At 63.2% G+C, this 17111-nt stretch carries 16 protein-coding genes; 7 read left to right on the top strand and 9 right to left on the bottom strand.

All coding sequences use genetic code 11. The features are described 5' to 3' along the window. The first annotated feature begins 91 nt into the window (after positions 1-91). On the top strand, positions 92-1672 hold the full coding sequence (locus tag JXQ94_RS11755; RefSeq protein WP_421923988.1) for an ArnT family glycosyltransferase: 1581 nt from the start codon (positions 92-94) through the stop codon (positions 1670-1672). Here the strand turns inward: JXQ94_RS11755 and argC are convergent. Genes argC through JXQ94_RS11740 form a run of 3 tightly spaced genes read right to left on the bottom strand, consistent with a single transcriptional unit; the run spans position 1651 to position 4930 of the window. Further along, positions 1651-2598, bottom strand: a complete 948-nt coding sequence (gene argC, locus JXQ94_RS11750) for an N-acetyl-gamma-glutamyl-phosphate reductase (protein ID WP_421923987.1) — start codon at positions 2596-2598, stop codon at positions 1651-1653. The genes JXQ94_RS11755 and argC overlap by 22 nt on opposite strands. After that, positions 2595-3920 carry an acetylglutamate kinase gene (locus JXQ94_RS11745; protein ID WP_421923986.1) on the bottom strand — a complete coding sequence of 442 codons (1326 nt, stop codon included), beginning with the start codon at positions 3918-3920 and terminating at the stop codon, positions 2595-2597. Before JXQ94_RS11745 ends, argC begins: the two co-directional genes overlap by 4 nt. Continuing rightward, on the bottom strand, positions 3917-4930 hold the full coding sequence (locus JXQ94_RS11740) for an N-acetylornithine carbamoyltransferase (RefSeq protein ID WP_421923985.1): 1014 nt from the start codon (positions 4928-4930) through the stop codon (positions 3917-3919). The genes JXQ94_RS11745 and JXQ94_RS11740 overlap by 4 nt, the downstream gene beginning before the upstream one ends. 191 nt (positions 4931-5121) lie before the next feature. Between JXQ94_RS11740 and kdsB the strand changes: the two genes are divergently transcribed. After that, positions 5122-5901 (top strand): 3-deoxy-manno-octulosonate cytidylyltransferase, encoded by a 780-nt coding sequence (gene kdsB / locus JXQ94_RS11735; protein ID WP_421923984.1) that lies wholly within the window; start codon positions 5122-5124, stop codon positions 5899-5901. After that, entirely contained in the window at positions 5901-6533 is a 633-nt protein-coding gene (locus tag JXQ94_RS11730) for a histidine phosphatase family protein (RefSeq protein ID WP_421923983.1), read from the top strand. The genes kdsB and JXQ94_RS11730 overlap by 1 nt, the downstream gene beginning before the upstream one ends. A gap of 39 nt (positions 6534-6572) precedes the next feature. On the opposite strand, the gene JXQ94_RS11725 is transcribed toward JXQ94_RS11730, so the two are convergent. From JXQ94_RS11725 to JXQ94_RS11715, 3 genes are all read right to left on the bottom strand, one after another. Then, positions 6573-7658 (bottom strand): DUF4932 domain-containing protein, encoded by a 1086-nt coding sequence (locus JXQ94_RS11725; RefSeq protein ID WP_421923982.1) that lies wholly within the window; start codon positions 7656-7658, stop codon positions 6573-6575. A gap of 120 nt (positions 7659-7778) precedes the next feature. Further along, positions 7779-8651, bottom strand: coding sequence for an alpha/beta fold hydrolase (locus JXQ94_RS11720; protein WP_421923981.1), 873 nt, complete (start codon positions 8649-8651; stop codon positions 7779-7781). Beyond that, complete coding sequence (locus tag JXQ94_RS11715; RefSeq protein ID WP_421923979.1) at positions 8651-10387, bottom strand: spinster family MFS transporter; 1737 nt, start codon at positions 10385-10387, stop codon at positions 8651-8653. Before JXQ94_RS11715 ends, JXQ94_RS11720 begins: the two co-directional genes overlap by 1 nt. A 202-nt stretch (positions 10388-10589) precedes the next feature. On the opposite strand from JXQ94_RS11715, the gene JXQ94_RS11710 reads away from it, so the two are divergent. Further along, positions 10590-12308 carry a M28 family metallopeptidase gene (locus JXQ94_RS11710; RefSeq protein WP_421923978.1) on the top strand — a complete coding sequence of 573 codons (1719 nt, stop codon included), beginning with the start codon at positions 10590-10592 and terminating at the stop codon, positions 12306-12308. Positions 12309-12505: 197 nt separating this feature from the next. Next, positions 12506-12952, top strand: a complete 447-nt coding sequence (locus tag JXQ94_RS11705; protein WP_421923977.1) for a hypothetical protein — start codon at positions 12506-12508, stop codon at positions 12950-12952. Between the two features lie 110 nt (positions 12953-13062). Here JXQ94_RS11705 and JXQ94_RS11700 read toward each other — a convergent pair whose 3' ends face one another. The 3 genes from JXQ94_RS11700 to JXQ94_RS11690 are packed head-to-tail and all read right to left on the bottom strand — an operon-like array spanning position 13063 to position 15022. Then, positions 13063-13683, bottom strand: coding sequence for a helix-turn-helix domain-containing protein (locus tag JXQ94_RS11700; protein ID WP_421923976.1), 621 nt, complete (start codon positions 13681-13683; stop codon positions 13063-13065). Positions 13684-13726: 43 nt separating this feature from the next. Next, the gene (locus JXQ94_RS11695; protein ID WP_421923975.1) at positions 13727-14374 is read right to left on the bottom strand and encodes a hypothetical protein; all 648 of its coding nucleotides are present in this window, start codon (positions 14372-14374) and stop codon (positions 13727-13729) included. Positions 14375-14377: 3 nt separating this feature from the next. Continuing rightward, complete coding sequence (locus JXQ94_RS11690) at positions 14378-15022, bottom strand: helix-turn-helix domain-containing protein (RefSeq protein WP_421923974.1); 645 nt, start codon at positions 15020-15022, stop codon at positions 14378-14380. Between the two features lie 236 nt (positions 15023-15258). Here JXQ94_RS11690 and JXQ94_RS11685 point away from each other — a divergent pair, with 236 nt between their 5' ends. Next, entirely contained in the window at positions 15259-16386 is a 1128-nt protein-coding gene (locus JXQ94_RS11685) for a hypothetical protein (protein ID WP_421923973.1), read from the top strand. A 109-nt stretch (positions 16387-16495) separates the two neighbouring features. Beyond that, positions 16496-17098 (top strand): helix-turn-helix domain-containing protein, encoded by a 603-nt coding sequence (locus JXQ94_RS11680; protein ID WP_421923972.1) that lies wholly within the window; start codon positions 16496-16498, stop codon positions 17096-17098. The last annotated feature ends 13 nt before the right edge of the window (positions 17099-17111 follow it).

The following is a 17111-nucleotide window of genomic DNA, read 5'->3' as shown; positions in this document are numbered from 1 at the left end:
TTTTATCCACGTAGCCCTTTACGGTCGGAGTCGAAAAGCGCATAGGCTGCGGCGAAAATGTAACACTTTTTGACAGGCTTTCGGACCGGACATGACTGAGTCGCACCCCTCGCTAATGCCGAGTCGTTTTTCCTGGACACAGGCAGCACTCGTTCTGATCGCCGGCTTTGCGATCATGCGGATTGTCGCCCTGGCGATCAGTCCCGTCTCCCTCTACCAGGACGAATCCCAGTACTGGGTTTGGTCGCGGCATTTCGACTGGGGCTATTATTCAAAGCCGCCGATGATCGCCTGGCTGATTGCGCTGTCGACCCAGCTGGTCGGCGACAGCGATTTCGCCATCCGCCTGCCAGCCCCGCTTCTCCATACCGGGACCGCGATTTTCCTGATGCTGGGCGCGCGAACCCTGTGGGACGAACGCGCCGGTTTCTGGGCCGCCACGCTCTACCTGACCCTGCCGGCGATCTGGGTCTCCGGATTCGTCATATCTACGGATGCCCTGCTCTTCTGCGCCTGGTCAGGCGGGCTCTACGCGCTGCTTCGCTTGCGAAATGATGGCGGCTGGTGGAGCGCCGCCGGGCTCGGCCTTGCACTGGGTTTCGGCTTCCTTTCGAAATACGCGATGATCTACTTCCTGGTCTCGACCGGGCTGGCCATCGTGTTCGACCGGCCGACCCGCGAAGCCCTGCTCGGCCTGAAAGGCGGACTGGCCCTGGCGATCTTCGCAACCCTGCTCGCCCCCAACATGGCCTGGAATGCAGCCAATGATTTCGCCACCGTCAGCCATACGGCGGCCAATGCCAATTGGGGTGGCGACCTGTTCCATTTCGCCGAAATGAGCGAGTTCCTGCTGGCCCAGCTGGGCGTCTTCGGACCCATCACTCTCGGCGTACTCATTACCGTCTTCTGGTTGACGCTCGGCCGCTTCTTCCGGGTCGATGCCGACCAGCGCCTGCTGGTGCTGTATTCCGTGCCGCCCCTGGTCGTGGTTGCCCTGCAGGCTTTCATATCGCGCGCTCATGCCAATTGGGCCGCAGCGACCTATGTCGCCGGAACCCTTCTGGTCATCGGCTTTTTGTTGCGCGGCGCAACATGGCGCCGCTGGGCCCTTTTCGGCTCGATCGGCCTGCACAGTGCGCTTGGCCTGTTGGTGGTTGCCGTGGCGGGCAGTCCGGCCCTCGTCGAGGCGATGGGTATTGGCGACGCGACCAAGCGCATCCGGGCCTGGGACGAAACCGCCATCGCGATCGTCGAGGCGGCCAACGCGGATGATTACGCGATGGTTGTGTTTGACGACCGCAATGCCTTCCACCAGATGCAGCGCTATGCGCCGGAGCTTGAAGGGCGCATGGCGATGTGGCTGCGGCTCGCCGGACCGGCCAATCACGCCGAGGATGTGTGGCCGCTGTCTGAGGACCAGGACGGTCGTCTGCTGATCGTCTCGAACCGGCCGCGCGAAGTCGCTCGCCTCCGCGAGGATTTCAGGCAGTTCGAACCGGTCGGGGAGCTCGCCATCGAGCTGGATGACGGCTTTACGCGCGACTTCAGCCTCTGGGCCGCACAGGGTCATCAGCGGGTTGAACGCGACGAAGCCTATGAGATCCGCTGGCGGGCGCATGACCAGGCCGATACAACGACCCCGCTCCGCGGCTATAGCGGCGAGGGCGAGTAGACGCCCTCCGGCAGGTCCAGCGCCAGGGCGAGATTCTGCATCGCCTGCACCGCGGCACCCTTGAGCAGATTGTCCAGCGCCGAGACCACGACCAGTTTGCGGCCGGTCTCGTCAAGCGCGAATCCGCCAATGACCGCCCCCGGCTGGAACGCGCCATCGCGGATCTCGGGGATCCGGTCGAGCACGGCCACCAGCGTCTCGCCTGTATAGGTCCGCCGATATAGCGCCTCGATCTCGGCGAGGCTCGCCGGCGCGTCCAGTGAGAGATGGGTCGTCGCGACGATACCGCGGAAGAAGGCGGCAACGTGCGGGGTGAAACGCACCCCCTGCCCCATATGCCGGGTCATTTCACGCTCGTGCAGATGACCGGTCAGCGCGTAGGGCATGAGATTATCGGCCAATGCCGCAGGGTCATTCTTCCGCGACGGCGTGGTCCCGGCTCCGGAATAGCCTGATACACCGAAGACATGTGCATCACCGGCGAGCCGACCGCGCAGCGGTGCTATCGCCAGCTGGCCGGCCGTCGCATAGCAGCCCGGATTGGAAATCCGCTTGGCGCCGGCCAGGACCTCCCGGCCATGGATCTCCGGCAGGCCATAGGTCCAGTTGTCGTCAAAGCGGTAATCCGCCGACAGATCGACAATGAGGGTCTCGTCGGCAAGGCTTGCGACGAAGGGCGCCGCAGCGCCATTGGGCAGGGCGAGGATGACGGCATCGACATCGCGCGCTGCGATGTCCGCCGGGGTCAGCGCCTCGAACGCCAGGTCCGTCGCAATCTCGGGCGCCATCTCGGCCACGCCGCGCCCGGCCCATTCACGCGAACTGGCGAAAACGAGCTCGAGATCATCCCGGTCTGCGATCAGGCGGAGAAGTTCACGTCCGGTATGGCCGCGCGCGCCTACCAGACCGACACGCCGGGCGCTCATTGCGGGGCCTCGAGCGTCGGTGACAGGGCGAAGGCTTTCTCGACGACGTCGGCCATCTGTGACGCTGGCATCTCGCCACGCCAGAACACCGTCCATTCATCGCGCCGGATCGCCCCGTCGCATTCCTCGAAATAGAAGGCATTGACCGGATTGCTGGTCCGCGACCGCCAGATCAGCTGCGGCGCATACTCCACCAGACGGTTCCATACGGTTCGGCCCAGCCCTTCGCCGCGCGCCTCATCGAGGACGGCAAACTTGTCCAGATAGACCCAGCCATCCAGCTGCGTCGTGATCGCCGCAGCGCGATAACTCTCGGTGACGAAGGCCTTGTCCACGACCAGCTGGTCCCAGTATCCGGCGACAGCTGAGCGTCCGAACGCTGCGGTGACCAGCTTGTCCATCCGCTCCAGATCGAGCGCCGCCTTGTCATCGGCCGAGACGATCCGTTCGCCGCGACGGATCAGCGTGCCGGCACCGGCATGGGTGAAGAGCTCGCGTGCCAGCTCGGCCGGGCGGGTGATCGAGACAGACGAGGAGAGCGGGAGATCGTCGAGCAATCGCTTGATCTCCTCCAGCTTCAATCGCATCCCGCCATTGACCCAGCCTGCCTGCATCAAATCCGGGAAGTCGGTAGCCAGATTGATCGACGACAGGATGTCGCCATCAGCGTCCAGCAGACCGCCCGTACCGGTCAGGAAGACGACCTTGTAGGGCTGCAAGGCGTGCACGAGCGCGCGCACGGCCACATCCGCATTGATATTGACCAGCTTGCCATCCGGCGTTTCACCCAGACAGGCAAGGATCGCGGCCTGACCGGCCCGGGCTGCAGACCCGACCAGATCCAGATGGATGCGGCGCGGTTCGCCGACACGGCCCAGACGGGCCTCGTCGACAATATCCGCCTCGAACACACCGCGCGGCACCGCTGCGGCACGGCCGCCGGCGTCACGGATTGCATCGACCAGGGTCAGATTGGCCTGGGTCAGCGTGTCACGAATGATCGGAATGGCTTCGTCGCGGGTCACCCGCAGCCCGTCAACGCGCTCGGTCGGGATGTCCGCATCCGACAGGGCCGCATCGAGCTGCGGACCGCCGCCATGCACCACGACCGGGGTCAGCCCGACCGTTTGCAGGAAGGCGAGCGCGGAGGCGAGGCCCTCAAGATCGTCCTGGATCACCGCACCACCGACCTTGATGACGGCGAAGCGTTCCTGGTCGATACCGGAGAAGCGGTGAAGGTATTCGCGGATCTCCTTGCCATCGCGCATATGCGACAGCAATTGGACGATCGTCTGCCGGACGCCCGGACCATTCGTCGTCATTCCACCCCTCCTGCCTGTTTGGCGAGGGTTTCCATCACCGCCATCTGGACCGGCAGGCGATTGGCTGCCTCCTCGATCCCCATGAAGGCCGGGCTGTCGACCACGGCGTCGGCGATTTTCACATTGCGCCGCATCGGCAGGCAGTGGCTGACGGCCGCATCGTTGGTCAGCGCCATCTTCTCGGGCGTGATCATGAAATCCGCCCCTTTGGCGCGGAAGGGCGCTTCCTCGCCCCAATTGCCATAGAAGGGCAGCGCGCCCCAGCTCTTGGCATAGACCACGTCGGCGCCGTCATAGGCCGCCTCGACATCAGTGGTCAGGCTCACCGAACCTCCGCCTTCAGCGGTGAATTGCTCGGCCGCCGACATGTAACGCTCGTCCAGGCGATAGACCTCGTCCGGTACCAGGATGCGGACATTGGCGCCGAATTTGGAGGCGATCAGCAAGGAGGAGTTTGCCACCGCTGTATTGAGCGGCTTGGGGTGGGGAACCCAGGTCAGGAGATAATTCTTGCCCGCGATCGGACCCATACGCTCCTGCAGGGCCAGCATGTGCGCCAGTTCCTGACAGGGGTGGACGATCGTCTCCATGTTGATGACCGGCACGGTGGCGTGCCTGGCGAAGGCCTCGATCATCGGGTCCTCGCGCTCTGACTGCCAATCCTTGAATTGCGGGAAGCAGCGAATGGCGATCAGGTCGACATAGGTGGACAGGACACGCGCGGCTTCGCGCACATGTTCTTCCTCATCGCCATCCATGATGGCGCCCTCACCAAATTCCAGTGGCCAGGTCGCACCCTTGGCATCCAGCACGATGGCGTGCCCGCCGAGACGATGGGTGCCGATATCAAAGGAGGACCGGGTGCGCAGGGACGGATTGAAGAAGACAAGGGCGACCGACTTGCCTTCGAGCGATCGGCTCACCGCCCCGGACTTGAAGACGCTGGCTCGGTCGAGCAGGCCCTGAAGTTCGTTGCGGGTCCAATCTGCGGTCGAAAGGAAATGGCGCATGTCCTGTCCTTCTGGCGGGTTGAGGGGTGAATCTGTGCGCAGACCTAGCCGCGCGCCCGAACTCTCTAGGACATCCGTGCACGCCGCGCACGGAAAATTCCAGCATCCGCCCCCATCACACTTGAAGCGGGAGTGGAAATTGCCGCGCGTGTGTGGAACAAGCCGGTGATCACTGGAATTGAGGATCGCCCATGTCCGTTCTCGCCGTCATTCCCGCCCGGTACGGTTCCACCCGCTTTCCCGGCAAACCGCTGGCGAAGATTGCCGGTCAGATGATGATCGAACGGGTCTGGCGCATTGCCGCCGCAGCCGAAGGTGTCGACCGGGTCGTTGTGGCGACCGATGACGCCCGGATCATGGAGGCTGTGGGCGCCGCCGGCGGCGAAGCGGTGATGACCGACAAGGCCTGCCGCAATGGAACCGAGCGCGCACTCGACGCGGTCCACCGCCTCAAGAGCGATGCCGAGATCATTATCAATGTGCAGGGCGATGCGCCGCTCATCCCGCCCTGGGTGATCGGCGGTGTGGCCGAGACCCTGCGCGCCGACCCGACCCTGCAGATGGCAACGCCCGCCATCGCCCTGCCCGGCGAGACCGAGGCCCGGATGCGGGCCGACAAGGCAAATGGGTCGGCGTCGGGTACCACCGTCGTCTTCAACAAGTCGATGGATGCGATGTATTTCTCCAAGAATGTCATCCCTTTCCGCCGCAAGCCTGACGAGGGCGCGCCGACCTATCAGCATATCGGCCTGTACGGGTATCGCCGCGACACCCTCGAGCAATTGGTCGCGCTCGAGCCGACCCCGTTCGAACTGACCGAAAGCCTCGAACAATTGCGGGCGCTGGAAAATGGCATCCCGATCCGCATCGTCCTGACCGACTATCGTGGCCGGTCGGCCTGGTCGGTGGACTCCCCGGACGATGCCGTCCGGGTCGAGGACATCATTCGGCGCGAAGGGGAGCTGGTCTGATGGGACGCGTCCTGCTCGCCCGCCACGGCAATACATTCGGCCCCGGCGACACACCGGTCTGGGTTGGCGCGAAGGAAGACCTGCCCCTGGTCGAGAGCGGTGAAGCGCAGGCGAGCGCGCTCGGCCTTGCCCTCGCCGAGACCGGCCTGACCCCGGCCCGCCTCATCTGCGGTCCGCTGAAACGCACCCGCCGCGCCGCCGAGATTGTGGCCGGGCTGACCGACTTCACAGGCAAAATCGAGATCGACCTGCGCCTGACCGAGATCGATTACGGATCCTGGGGCGGCAAGACCAATGACGAGATTGTCGCCGAATTCGGTCAGGACACGCTCGACTGCTGGGACAAGCGTCATACCCGCCCGGACGGCGTCGACTGGTCGCCCCCGGACGAGGCGCTGAAGGCCAATGCACTGGCCGCCATGGCTGACGCCGCGATGACCGACGGCCTGGCTGTGGTCATCACGTCAAACGGTATCCTGCGCTACATGCATGCCGCGCTCGCCGGTTCGGACGCCAATGCCAAGGTCAAGACCGGCCATGTCTGCGGGGCCCGGTTCGACAGCGAAAGCGGCACGCGGATCTGCTGGAACGAGGCGCCGAACGCGGCGGTGATCCGCCGCTATTTCAGCTGACCGACGGATCACAACCGAGGCCCGCCCCCGCAAGACGGGCTAGTTCTTCGTCGGGCGGACATAATTCGCCTGCCAGGTCGCACTCCACTCGAGCATTGCCGGAAACAGATCTTCAATGCGTTGGCCCGTGTCGGCACGGCGCTCGACCAGGGCATTGGTGAAGGCCCCGAACGCGCGAAAACCGCGGCGGTATTCCATGAAGCTCACGACTTCCGGTCGCAGGGTTTCATAATCCGCCGCATCCAGGCGGTCGGATGCGTAGAGCAGGAAGACCGCCCAGGTCATGTACTCGTTGAACTGCAATTCCGCCGTGGGGTATTGGCTGATCGCCTGTTGGCTGGCCCAGACTGTCGCGTCACTGAACGCGGCGTTCACCTCATCGACCAGTCCAGCCGAAACCGGGTTCACATAACTATGGTCCAGCTCGGTGAAGACCGAGCGAGCAAAGCGCATGCGATCGAGGACGGTGGATTGCGCCACATTGTCAGCGTCAGGGGCCTGCAACCACATCCGCTGCTCGGGCTTGTACAGCGTTGTCCAGTTGAGCCCGCCCGTCAGGGGCGACACATAGATGCGGATCGGTGCTTCACGGGCGCTGAACTCGGCCACCAGCCAGGCGGTCATGTCATCGGGATCGACCATTTGGCGCGTCGCGTCGATATTCGCGGAATAAAGGCTTTCCCGGGACCGGTAAAACTCACGAAAACCAGACGTCATCGCAAAGGATTCCAGCTCGCCGAGCATCGCCCGGAAGCGGTCACCCTCGCTGTCGCGCCACAGCGATCCACTGTCATCGACCTCGACCAGCTCTCCGCGCGCATTGAACGCATAATCCGCCGCATTTCCGGCGAATCTCGGCAGGTTAAAGGCGGGCGGAAGATCCGCGACGGCCGGGAGGTCCATATAGGGTTCAAAATGGGCGGCGATGTCGGCGAAATAGTCCCCGCGCCGATTGATTTGCGCGCCGTCCTCGCGGTCAAGTTCGCTGAGTGCGGCGATGACGAATGCCAGCTCCACGGTCTCCGGCACCGCAATGACAAAGTCACTGTCAGACGTCTCCTGCGCGGCGATATGGGCCGAGGACATCAGTCCCAGAACACCCCCGATCACGACCCCAAGCTTCATGACACTCCCTCCAAACAGCAAGGCGTGCACCTAAGGTCGAGGCGCCTCATTCTTCCAGTTAAAGATCGGAAACCGCTTGGTAGGATTGGCGGCGCGCGCCAGCCGGCCTGCCCGCCCCAATCACTCGCAATCGCCGAGGAAAGCCTCGAGCTCGGTCCAGGCCTCCGGCTCGGTCATGAAGGGCGCATGCCCGACATCCGGCACTTCGACCGTACGCAGATCCGGCTTTTGCCGCTGCATCTCCGCGACCGTCTGCGGGGTCAGCAAATCGGAGATACCCCCGCGCACGACGAGTGTGGGAATCTCGGCGAAAGGTGTCCAGAAACCCCACAAGTCCGGCGGCGGAGCCGTGCCGTCCATCTGCTCGACCAGCGCGCCATCATAGGCCAGGGCAATCTTGCCGTCCTCGCGCTCGACCCAGATCTTGTGCGCGAAATCATCCCAGAAAGCGGCGTCGTCAGCCCGCTTGGGAAAGGCGGCGAGATTGGACTGGCGGGTGCGGGCGGCCGCGGCTTCCCAGCTGTCGACCGGATCGCGGCCGGCGACATTCGACTTGATCCGGTCGAGTCCGGCTTGGGCGATTTCCGGCCCGATATCATTGATCACCGCAGCAGCGATCCGCTCGGGCTGGAGGCTGGCAATGATGAAGGTCATCAGCCCACCCATGGACGTGCCCACAAAGACCGCACGCGGCAGCTCGATTGACGCCATCAGTGCGAGAATGTCCGCGGCATAGGTGGGCGGCTGATAGCGCACTGCCACCGGGTCATGATCCGACAGGCCGCGCCCGCGGGCCGAGACGACGATGACCCGTCGTCCCAGGGCCGCGATCATCGGCGCCAGGTCCTCGAAATCGCGGACATTGCGGGTCAGGCCATGCAGGCAGATCACCGGCAGGCCGGTTTCCTGCCCCACAGCCGGATAGTCGCGCCAGTGAATGCGCGGACCATCCGTCGTGGTGAAGTGGTGATCGGTGTAGTTCGCGTCAGTCATCAGGACGGATCGGCCTCCGACGATGGTTCGGCGTTCGGCACGGGGGCGCTTTCCCCGTCCGCTTCCCAATCCTTGGCCAGATAGCGCGACGCCCAGAACATGAAGAAGGCGGCGACCAGGTAGAGGCTGGCCCCGATCACGATCGAGATGCGCAGGGAGCCATCGCCGAAAGTCGGCTCCAGCACGGTCGAGACCCGGCCCAGCACATACACGCCGCCACCAATCCCAAGCAGATTGTTGATCAGCAGGAAGACCGAGGATGCGCTGGTGCGCATGTGCGGCGGCATCAGGTGCTGGAAAGCGGACAGGACCGGTCCCAGCCATGCCAGGCCCAGTGCGGTCGGAATGAAAAGGATGATCACGGCCATCATCGGCGACGGCGCCATGATGCCGGCCCAATAGAGCGGGGCGCTAAGCAGGAAGGCGATCGCCGGTACGGTGGCAAAGGCCGAGCGCTTGGACTTGCCCATCAGGTCGCCCATCACACCGCCGAGGAATATTCCGAGGCTGCCGGCGACAAAGAGGACGCCACCAAACAGCCAGCCGGTCTCGACCAGGCCAAGCTGGAAGCTGCGCGAGAAGAAGGAGGGCAGCCAGAAGAAGACGCCATAGCCCATCATCGAGGAGGCCGAAGCCCCCATGATCATCAGCCAGAAGCTTGGTTTCTCCAGCGCCAGTGACATGAAGTCCCGGAAGGCCGCAAAGAAGGCGCCCAGCAGGCCGCCGACCACGACATGACCCACAAGCCAGCCGATCGCGGCGGTGCCAAAGCCGGCGCCGCCAAGCGCGGGAACGATCCAGGCGACCAGCGCGGACAGCGGCATCAGGACGGCGAGGCCGACCATCAGCATGGCCGGGCTGGTTGTCCGCGCGACCCAGCGCCCGCCCATCCAACCGGACACGGCCCCCACGAGGGCGGCGACAGCGAGGAGGGGGACGGACTGGATCGATGTCGCGCCGAAGACCAGAATATTGAAGATCGACAGCAGGCTCGGAAGCGCAAAGATCACGGCGCCCGCGATCGAGAGAATGCGGGACTTGTTGTCCGAATAGATGCCAACGACCTGTTTGTTCTCGGCCTTCTGGGTCGGCACGCTGTCGAACTGGCCACGGGTGGGCTCTTTCACGACCAGTTTGAAAATCGGGGCGAGCACGACGCCGGCAATGCCCACAATGAAGAAGGCAGAGCGCCAGTCGAGCGCGTCGGAAATACCGCCACCGGCGATCTGGGACCCGGCGATCACGCCGAAGGCGCTCCCGACCGGAATGCCCAGCGAATAGATGGCCAGGGCTCGCGACCGTTCGGCCGGTGGGTGATAGTCGGCGATGATCGTGTAGGCGGGAGCGACACCGCCAGCCTCGCCGATCCCGACCCCGACCCGCGCCAGGAAGAGTTGGGTGAAGTTCTGGGCAAAACCACTGACCGCGGTAAAGCCGCTCCAGACGGTCAGCGCGACCGTCATGATCCAGGTCCGGCTCATGCGGTCGGCAAACCAGGCAATCGGGACGCCGAGAGTGGAATAGAGGACCGCAAAGGCGATACCGCCCAGCAGGCCAAGCTGCTCATCGGTCAGGCCGAGGTCTTCCTTGATCGGGATGGCGAGGATGGAAATGATCTGGCGGTCCAGGAAGTTGAACGCATAGACCAGAAACAGCAGAAGCATGACCAGGCTGCGATAGCCGGGACTGACTTTCTGGGTGGCACCGGATGCGCCGCTCCCACTTTCATTCGCCATGACATTTCCCCTCAAGGCCTGCCGGTCATTATTCGACCGTGCGATGCGTCTCTCTCCGACGACGCAAACATGAATGGTCATTCAGGTTTGGTCAAACCCGATTTCCATGCCGCGTCTGTGTGCGATAGCTTGCACCGCGACGCGACGAATGCACGATGTTGCACAGAAACGGGCCAAGCCCAATATTTCTTAGGGGGTTGAGATGAAACATACCGGATTTCCTGCAGCGCTGATCGGACTGTCGATCGCAGCTTGCTCTCCGTCAGCCGAAACCGGCACGGACACCATGGCCGACACGGCAACAGACACGGCAGCTTCACATACCGAAAGCATGACCAGCCCGAACATCACGGGAGCGGACATCACGGAAGCGGATCTGCGCCATCGCATCGCCACCCTGGCCGATGATTCCTTCGAGGGTCGCGCGCCGGCCACGCCGGGCGGTATCGCGGCCAGCCAGTGGATCGCCGACGAGATGGCCCGGATCGGCCTCGAGCCCGGCTATGAGGGCAGCTATTTCCAGCCCGTCTCCCTGCTCGCGGTCTCGCTCGACGCCGAAGCCTCAAGCTTTGACGTCTCCTTCGAGGGCGAGCCGCTGGGCCTGAGCATGGGCGAGGACATTGTCTACTGGTCCAAGCTCAACGCCTCCGACATCACCGTCGAGAACAGCGATCTGGTTTTTGTCGGCTATGGCGTCGTGGCTCCGGAATATGGCTGGGATGATTACGCCGACCTCGATGTCGAGGGCCGGACGGTCGTCATGCTGGTCAATGATCCCGGCTACGCCAATCCCGACAGCGGCCTCTTCAATGGCAATGCCATGACCTATTACGGACGCTGGACCTACAAGTATGAGGAAGCGGCCCGGCAGGGCGCTGCCGCGGTCATCCTGATCCACCAGACCGCCCCGGCCTCCTATGGCTGGAATGTCGTCTCCGGGTCCTGGAGCGGCACCCAGCTGGACCTCGCCCGGGAACCCGGTGAGGGCCAGTTCGCCAATGTCGAGAGCTGGGTCACCGAGGACCGGGCCCGCCAGATGTTCGATCTCGCCGGACTGGACTTCGACGCCCTCACCGCTGCTGCCTCGCAGCCGGGCTTCACGCCGGTGGAAATGAGCGGACTTTCCGCCACTGGCCAATTGGTCAATTCGGCCGAGACCATGGACTCGCGCAATGTGGTTGGCGTGGTGCCGGGCACAACGCGTCCGGACGAATACATTCTCTACACCGCGCACTGGGATCATATCGGTATCCGTGACGTGCCCGAGGGCGAGGACGGCCTCTACAACGGTGCCGTCGACAATGCGACCGGCACGGCCGCCATCCTGGAAATCGGCGAAGCCTTCGTCGCCAATCCGGGCGAGCGTTCGGTGATGATCCTCGCCGTGACCGCCGAGGAATCCGGCCTGCTCGGCTCGGCCTATTATGGCGAGAACCCGATCGTGCCCTACGACCAGACTGTCGGCGGACTCAATATCGATGCCATCCTGCCGACCGGGCGCGCCCGCGACGTTGTCGTGGTCGGCCATGGCGCCTCAGAGCTGGAAGACCTCCTCACCGAGGCCGCCGCTGAACAGGACCGCTATATCGTCCCGGACCCCAATCCCGAGGCCGGCTATTTCTATCGCTCGGACCATATCTCGCTGGCCAAGCATGGCGTCCCGATGCTGTATGCGGATGGCGGTTTCGACCTGCGCGAAGGTGGAAACGAGGCCGGCATGGCGATCGGCGAGGATTATCGCGCCAACCGCTATCATGGGCCCGCGGACGAATACTCCGAGGACTGGAACATGGAGGGCATGGTCGAAGACACGGCGCTCTTCTTTACGGTCGGCTCACGCTTGGCCAATTCGGACGACTGGCCGAACTGGTATGAAGGCAATGAGTTCCGCGCCCTGCGTGACGCGCAAATGAGCGAATGACCCAGGCCCACGCCTGCGAGGAAACAGGAAAGGGCGGCCCGTCGGGTCGCCCTTTTTCCTGCGGGCTCCGCTGTGCGGCACAGCCAAGCTGACCCACTGCACGCCGATGCGGACAACAATCCGGCCTGCGCCTCACAAGATTTTAAAGCCTTCACGTCATCCTGGTCTTGAACACGCGATCAATCAGGGGATTTGAGATGAAGGTCACGGCTGTTGCAGTGTGCGTTGCCGGCATGGCTTTGGGGCTTGGCGCTTCGGCCCATGCCCAGGAAGTCCGGACGCCTCAGGGCGAGCGTTTCCAGATGGGGATAGTCGGCGGCAGCCTGCCGGACGATCCGGAATACTTCTGGGCCCATTTCGAACCCCCGAACGCAAGCATGGGCGACAGCACGACGACCAGCGGGATTGTCAGCATGATGGTCGCGGGTGGCCCGGATGCCGAAATGGTGGGCAGCTGGACAGTCGACAACCAGACCGGCGCCGTGACGATCGACCCTGGCTTCATGGCCTCGACCCATTGCGAAACCTGGCCCGAATACGCGGTCGGTGAGACGATCGACCTGTCCACGCCGTCCGAGAAAAACTGCTGGGTCGGCGACAACCACGCGCCCTATGTCCACGAGATGATCTATCAGGGTCTTTGATGACCGTGCCCGATCAGGCCATGGCGCGCGTCACAACAGCGCTTCACATCACATGAAAAAGGGCGGCCCGACGGGTCGCCCTTTCGTGTTCCACTGGATCGACTGACAACTCAGAATGTGCGCCGCAAAACGACCTTGTCACCGCGCTCTTCCAGACGAGCGGCATACCGCTTCTCATCCAGCGTCGCGCCAGAATGGATACAATAGACCGTGCGAGCCTCGGAAATCCGCGGCCAGTGAATGAAGTCGCACAACAATGACTGCATGCCCGAAGACACATTGACCTCGAGGCTGCCCATGGTTTGGGCGAAAGCGAGATTGTTCTGGAACATGCCTTCGGCGCGCAATTGCTCCAGCGCGTCGGTGAAATCGCCTCCGAGGAAATTACGGATATTGCGGCCTTCGATCTCGCTCCGGCGAACACCGAAGAGATCGAGCGCGCCCAGGGAGATCGCCTTGATCATGCCCATGGAGTCGGTGACGAATTCGACTGACGGATTCAGCGAAACCAGATCGACCCAGGTCGGCGCGGGTGCAATGACAAAGGCATCCTGAACCAGCTCTGCCATGCGGCGCTTGATCCGTTCGGGCGGTTCACTATCGCCATTTTCCCAGCGCGAGATCATGGCCTGGGTGACGCCCAGATCGGCAGCCAGGGCTGCCTGCTTGAGACGTTTGGACATCCGGAAATTGCGGATGACCGACGGCCAATTGACCTTGCTCGATGTCATCGACAACTTGATATCTTCAACCAAATCCGTCCCCCTTGTGGGCTCAATCCTGGCCGGACCTTCCCACTTGCCCGCCGAACTCGCTGCGCAGATGGTCAAACTCCACCCGCGTCACCTTTGCCCCGGTCAGCATCCACCTGACCGTGTTGTCTTCGCCGGCATGCGGCCAATGAAGGCCATGCACCGGACCTATATCGCGTTTACCATGTGAATTGGCAAAACAATACCGATCCGCACTTTCAACGCTTTCGAGCGCGCCGTCAAAAAATCCCCGGTCAATGAGACGGCCCTGCAAAGCCACAAGGTCTCCCGCGAACAGACTTGCGAGCGTCCGGCCCTCGATCCTGTCACGCGACAGGCCCGTTTCGCGGGCCAGTCCTGTGCTGGCCGTCTCGATAAGGCCATCGCGGTCGATCACGGCGGCAATGTCCGGCTGACAGGCGACATGCTTGCGCCAGCCGACCAGTGGGGCCGACATGTCGTCGGTCGATCCGGTCAGGGCCCTGATCCGCGCTTGCATGTCTGCCGCCGGCCGGACCGTTCCGGCTTCCCAACGCGACACCATGGCCTGGGTCACGCCCAGATCATAAGCGAGGGTCGCTTGTTTGACATTGTGGGTGAAGCGATAGCGACGCAGGAGCGTGCGCCAGATGTTCGCAGTGGCCCCGGTCGCTGTCGGCGCGCTCGCCATGCCCTAGATCGCCTTTCGCAAAACCATGGGCCCGCCCAGCCGCGCCTTCACCTCCGCATGGACCCGCTCAGAAACATCAGCGCCGGACAGCAACCACACGATTTCCGGGCCGGGCAGGAAACTGGGGCGATGCAGCCCGTGAACATGGCGCGGCCGACGCTCCCCGTCGGGGCTCAGAAAGGTGATGGCGTCGATGCTCTCGGCCGAGGCCAATCGCCCTTCGAACAGTCCGGCAGAGACCAGAGCGTCGAACAGGGGCGGCCAGTCGCCTTCAAAGGCCTCATGGATATAGCGACCTTCCAGATCATGGCGTCTGCAGTCGAGGCTGCGTCGGAACCCCCGACTGGCCCGCAGGATGCGCCCATCGCCATTGATCACGCCGACGACCGCCGGATGGCGATCAATACGGTCGAGCCAGGCAGAGCGTGACACGGATGTCTGGGACGCCCAGTAAAGGTCAGCGACCCGCTCCTGGATCTGTCCTGACGGTATGGCGGCACCCGATTCCCAACGGGAAATCATGGTCTGGGTGACCCCGAGATCATGCGCCATTGCGGCCTGTTTCAGGCCTTTGGAAAGCCGGTAGTGACGGATCACGGACGGCCAGTGAATCGTATGGCTATCAAGGCTGATCGTCGGGTCGGACATTTGCGCTTCTCCGTATTCAGAGGGCGCGCCGGTGCCGGGCAGCGGCGGTTATATTTTATAACCCAACCGGGGCAATTTGTGAAGACTGATGCCTAAAGCAACCAGACGGACGGAATCGCTCGAGCGTCTGCGACCCTTGTGTGAAGATGCACCCGACAGAAAAGAAGCGGATTGATCGCACACTCGGGTGTTTGCTACCTGCCCTTGGTGTTTTGTCTCCAAGAGGATGCCCCGCCATGGCCGATTTGAGCACAGCCGTCTGGGCCTTTTCGGTCCTCGGCTTCCTGATCGCCGCCTACTCGATTGTCGCCAATGATGCGATCCAGACGCTCGGCACTTTCCTCAGCTCCAATGCCAAACGGCCCTGGTGGGTGTTGTGGGCCTATGCCTGCTCGATCATCGTCGCGGTGATGCTGTGGGGGTTTTATGGCGGAGGCGGTGACATCGCCTTCGGCCGACTGAACTCGCTGCCCTACCCTGAAGGCGGCGTGCAGTGGTGGCACGCCATCCCGCCCCTCTTCCTGCTCATACTGACCCGCTATGGCATTCCCGTCTCGACCACTTTCCTGGTCCTGACCATTTTCGCCCTGACCGGCGGCGCCAACACCGAAGGCGTGCTGCCGAGAATGCTGACCAAGTCAGCGCTCGGCTATGTGGTCGCGATCAGCGCCGCCTTCTTCGTCTACCTGCTGATCTCACGGGTTTTCGAACGCTGGATCGAACGCACCAAGGAGAGTCCGCATCACCCGGCCTGGTATGCCGCGCAATGGGCGGCGACGGCCTTCCTCTGGTCCCAGTGGTTGATGCAGGACCTCGCCAATATCTTCATCTTCCTGCCACGCACCACCGATCTCGTCCCGGTGCTGGACGAGACCGGCCTCCCGCTGATGAATGACGGCGTTGCGGTGATGCAGACCCAGGTCAGCTTCTCGCCGCTCCTTCTGGTCTTCGCGACCGTCGTCATGCTGGCGCTGCACGCCATCATCTTCCGCAATCGCGGGGGCGAGATCCAGAAAATCGTCCTGTCGAAGACCAATTCCACCGACATCCGCGCCGCGACCGCTATCGACCTGATCTACGGGATCATTCTCTACATCTTCAAGGAAGTGAATGACGTCCCGATGAGCACGACCTGGGTCTTCCTCGGCATGCTTGCCGGCCGCGAAATCGCCATCGCCTATATCGCCGGCCTGCGCTCGAAGCTCGCTGCCCTGTGGGATGTCACCTCGGACATCATGCGGGCCTTGCTTGGCCTGATGATCAGCGTCGTCCTGGCCATTTTCCTGCCGGCCTGGGCGCGCGGCGAGCTTGGCGAATTGATGGCGGATCTGCCTAGCTATGTCGCCCGATCCCTCGGTCTCTAACCCTGTCCACCACCCGAATGGGTGTGGGAAGTTCATATTTTATGAGTGCGCCTTCGCCCGCGCGCAAAGGCAGGATAACGCCTATATTAAAAGGGGTTAGAATTCGATCTTGGAGAAAAACTGGGCACATACGCTTCGCTCGCTCCGCATGAGATTACGATTGAAGCAGGGGGCAATAGCAGAACTCATCGGCGTCTCGCAGACCTATGTGTCGCGCCTCGAGGCTGGCCTGGTGGTCCCGCCGGCGCATGTCGCGGACGCCATTACAAACCTGGCCGAGAATCCGCGCACTCGCTCCCTGTTTGACGACCTGCGGGCCACGGTCGATCACAGCCCCTTCCCCTGCCTGCTGCTGCGAACCGGTCCGGACAATCTCAAAATCGAGGCTGCCAGCCTCATCATGACGCAGACCTTTCTCGAGGGCGCGCAACAGGTCATCAAGACCCCCGCCCTCAAACGCCTGATCAGCGACCTCGATGCACTGGGCCGGGAAGGCCTTTCAGACGGCAATATCCTCGGGGCCTCGGCGGTCTGGGTCGACCGACATGCGACCGACCGTTTCTGGCAGGTCCGCTACACGCCGATCCGCGACGAGACAGGCGCGAGATTCGTCCATGTCACCCTGGCCGGCCTCGAAGACAGCCCCGCCGCCCGCGCCGCCGCCAATGACGCCGCACCTCGCATCGAACGCTTCAACGCCAGCGAAAGCTGAGACCCCAGAGCCG

Origin of the sequence: Maricaulis maris (genome assembly GCF_049116555.1) — a bacterium.
GTDB lineage: Bacteria > Pseudomonadota > Alphaproteobacteria > Caulobacterales > Maricaulaceae > Maricaulis > Maricaulis maris_C.
This window is presented reverse-complemented; position numbering and strand designations above follow the sequence as displayed.

Bases quoted from the DNA above. Each gene is read 5' to 3' on its own strand.
- JXQ94_RS11740 (WP_421923985.1), bottom strand. From the start codon at position 4,930: ATGCGCCATTTCCTTTCGACCGCAGATTGGACCCGCAACGAACTTCAG.
- JXQ94_RS11705 (WP_421923977.1), top strand. From the start codon at position 12,506: ATGAAGGTCACGGCTGTTGCAGTGTGCGTTGCCGGCATGGCTTTGGGG.
- JXQ94_RS11695 (WP_421923975.1), bottom strand. From the start codon at position 14,374: ATGGCGAGCGCGCCGACAGCGACCGGGGCCACTGCGAACATCTGGCGC.
- JXQ94_RS11755 (WP_421923988.1), top strand. From the start codon at position 92: ATGACTGAGTCGCACCCCTCGCTAATGCCGAGTCGTTTTTCCTGGACA.
- JXQ94_RS11690 (WP_421923974.1), bottom strand. From the start codon at position 15,022: ATGTCCGACCCGACGATCAGCCTTGATAGCCATACGATTCACTGGCCG.
- JXQ94_RS11710 (WP_421923978.1), top strand. From the start codon at position 10,590: ATGAAACATACCGGATTTCCTGCAGCGCTGATCGGACTGTCGATCGCA.
- kdsB (WP_421923984.1), top strand. From the start codon at position 5,122: ATGTCCGTTCTCGCCGTCATTCCCGCCCGGTACGGTTCCACCCGCTTT.
- argC (WP_421923987.1), bottom strand. From the start codon at position 2,598: ATGAGCGCCCGGCGTGTCGGTCTGGTAGGCGCGCGCGGCCATACCGGA.
- JXQ94_RS11700 (WP_421923976.1), bottom strand. From the start codon at position 13,683: ATGACATCGAGCAAGGTCAATTGGCCGTCGGTCATCCGCAATTTCCGG.
- JXQ94_RS11730 (WP_421923983.1), top strand. From the start codon at position 5,901: ATGGGACGCGTCCTGCTCGCCCGCCACGGCAATACATTCGGCCCCGGC.
- JXQ94_RS11745 (WP_421923986.1), bottom strand. From the start codon at position 3,920: ATGACGACGAATGGTCCGGGCGTCCGGCAGACGATCGTCCAATTGCTG.
- JXQ94_RS11720 (WP_421923981.1), bottom strand. From the start codon at position 8,651: ATGACTGACGCGAACTACACCGATCACCACTTCACCACGACGGATGGT.
- JXQ94_RS11685 (WP_421923973.1), top strand. From the start codon at position 15,259: ATGGCCGATTTGAGCACAGCCGTCTGGGCCTTTTCGGTCCTCGGCTTC.
- JXQ94_RS11725 (WP_421923982.1), bottom strand. From the start codon at position 7,658: ATGAAGCTTGGGGTCGTGATCGGGGGTGTTCTGGGACTGATGTCCTCG.
- JXQ94_RS11715 (WP_421923979.1), bottom strand. From the start codon at position 10,387: ATGGCGAATGAAAGTGGGAGCGGCGCATCCGGTGCCACCCAGAAAGTC.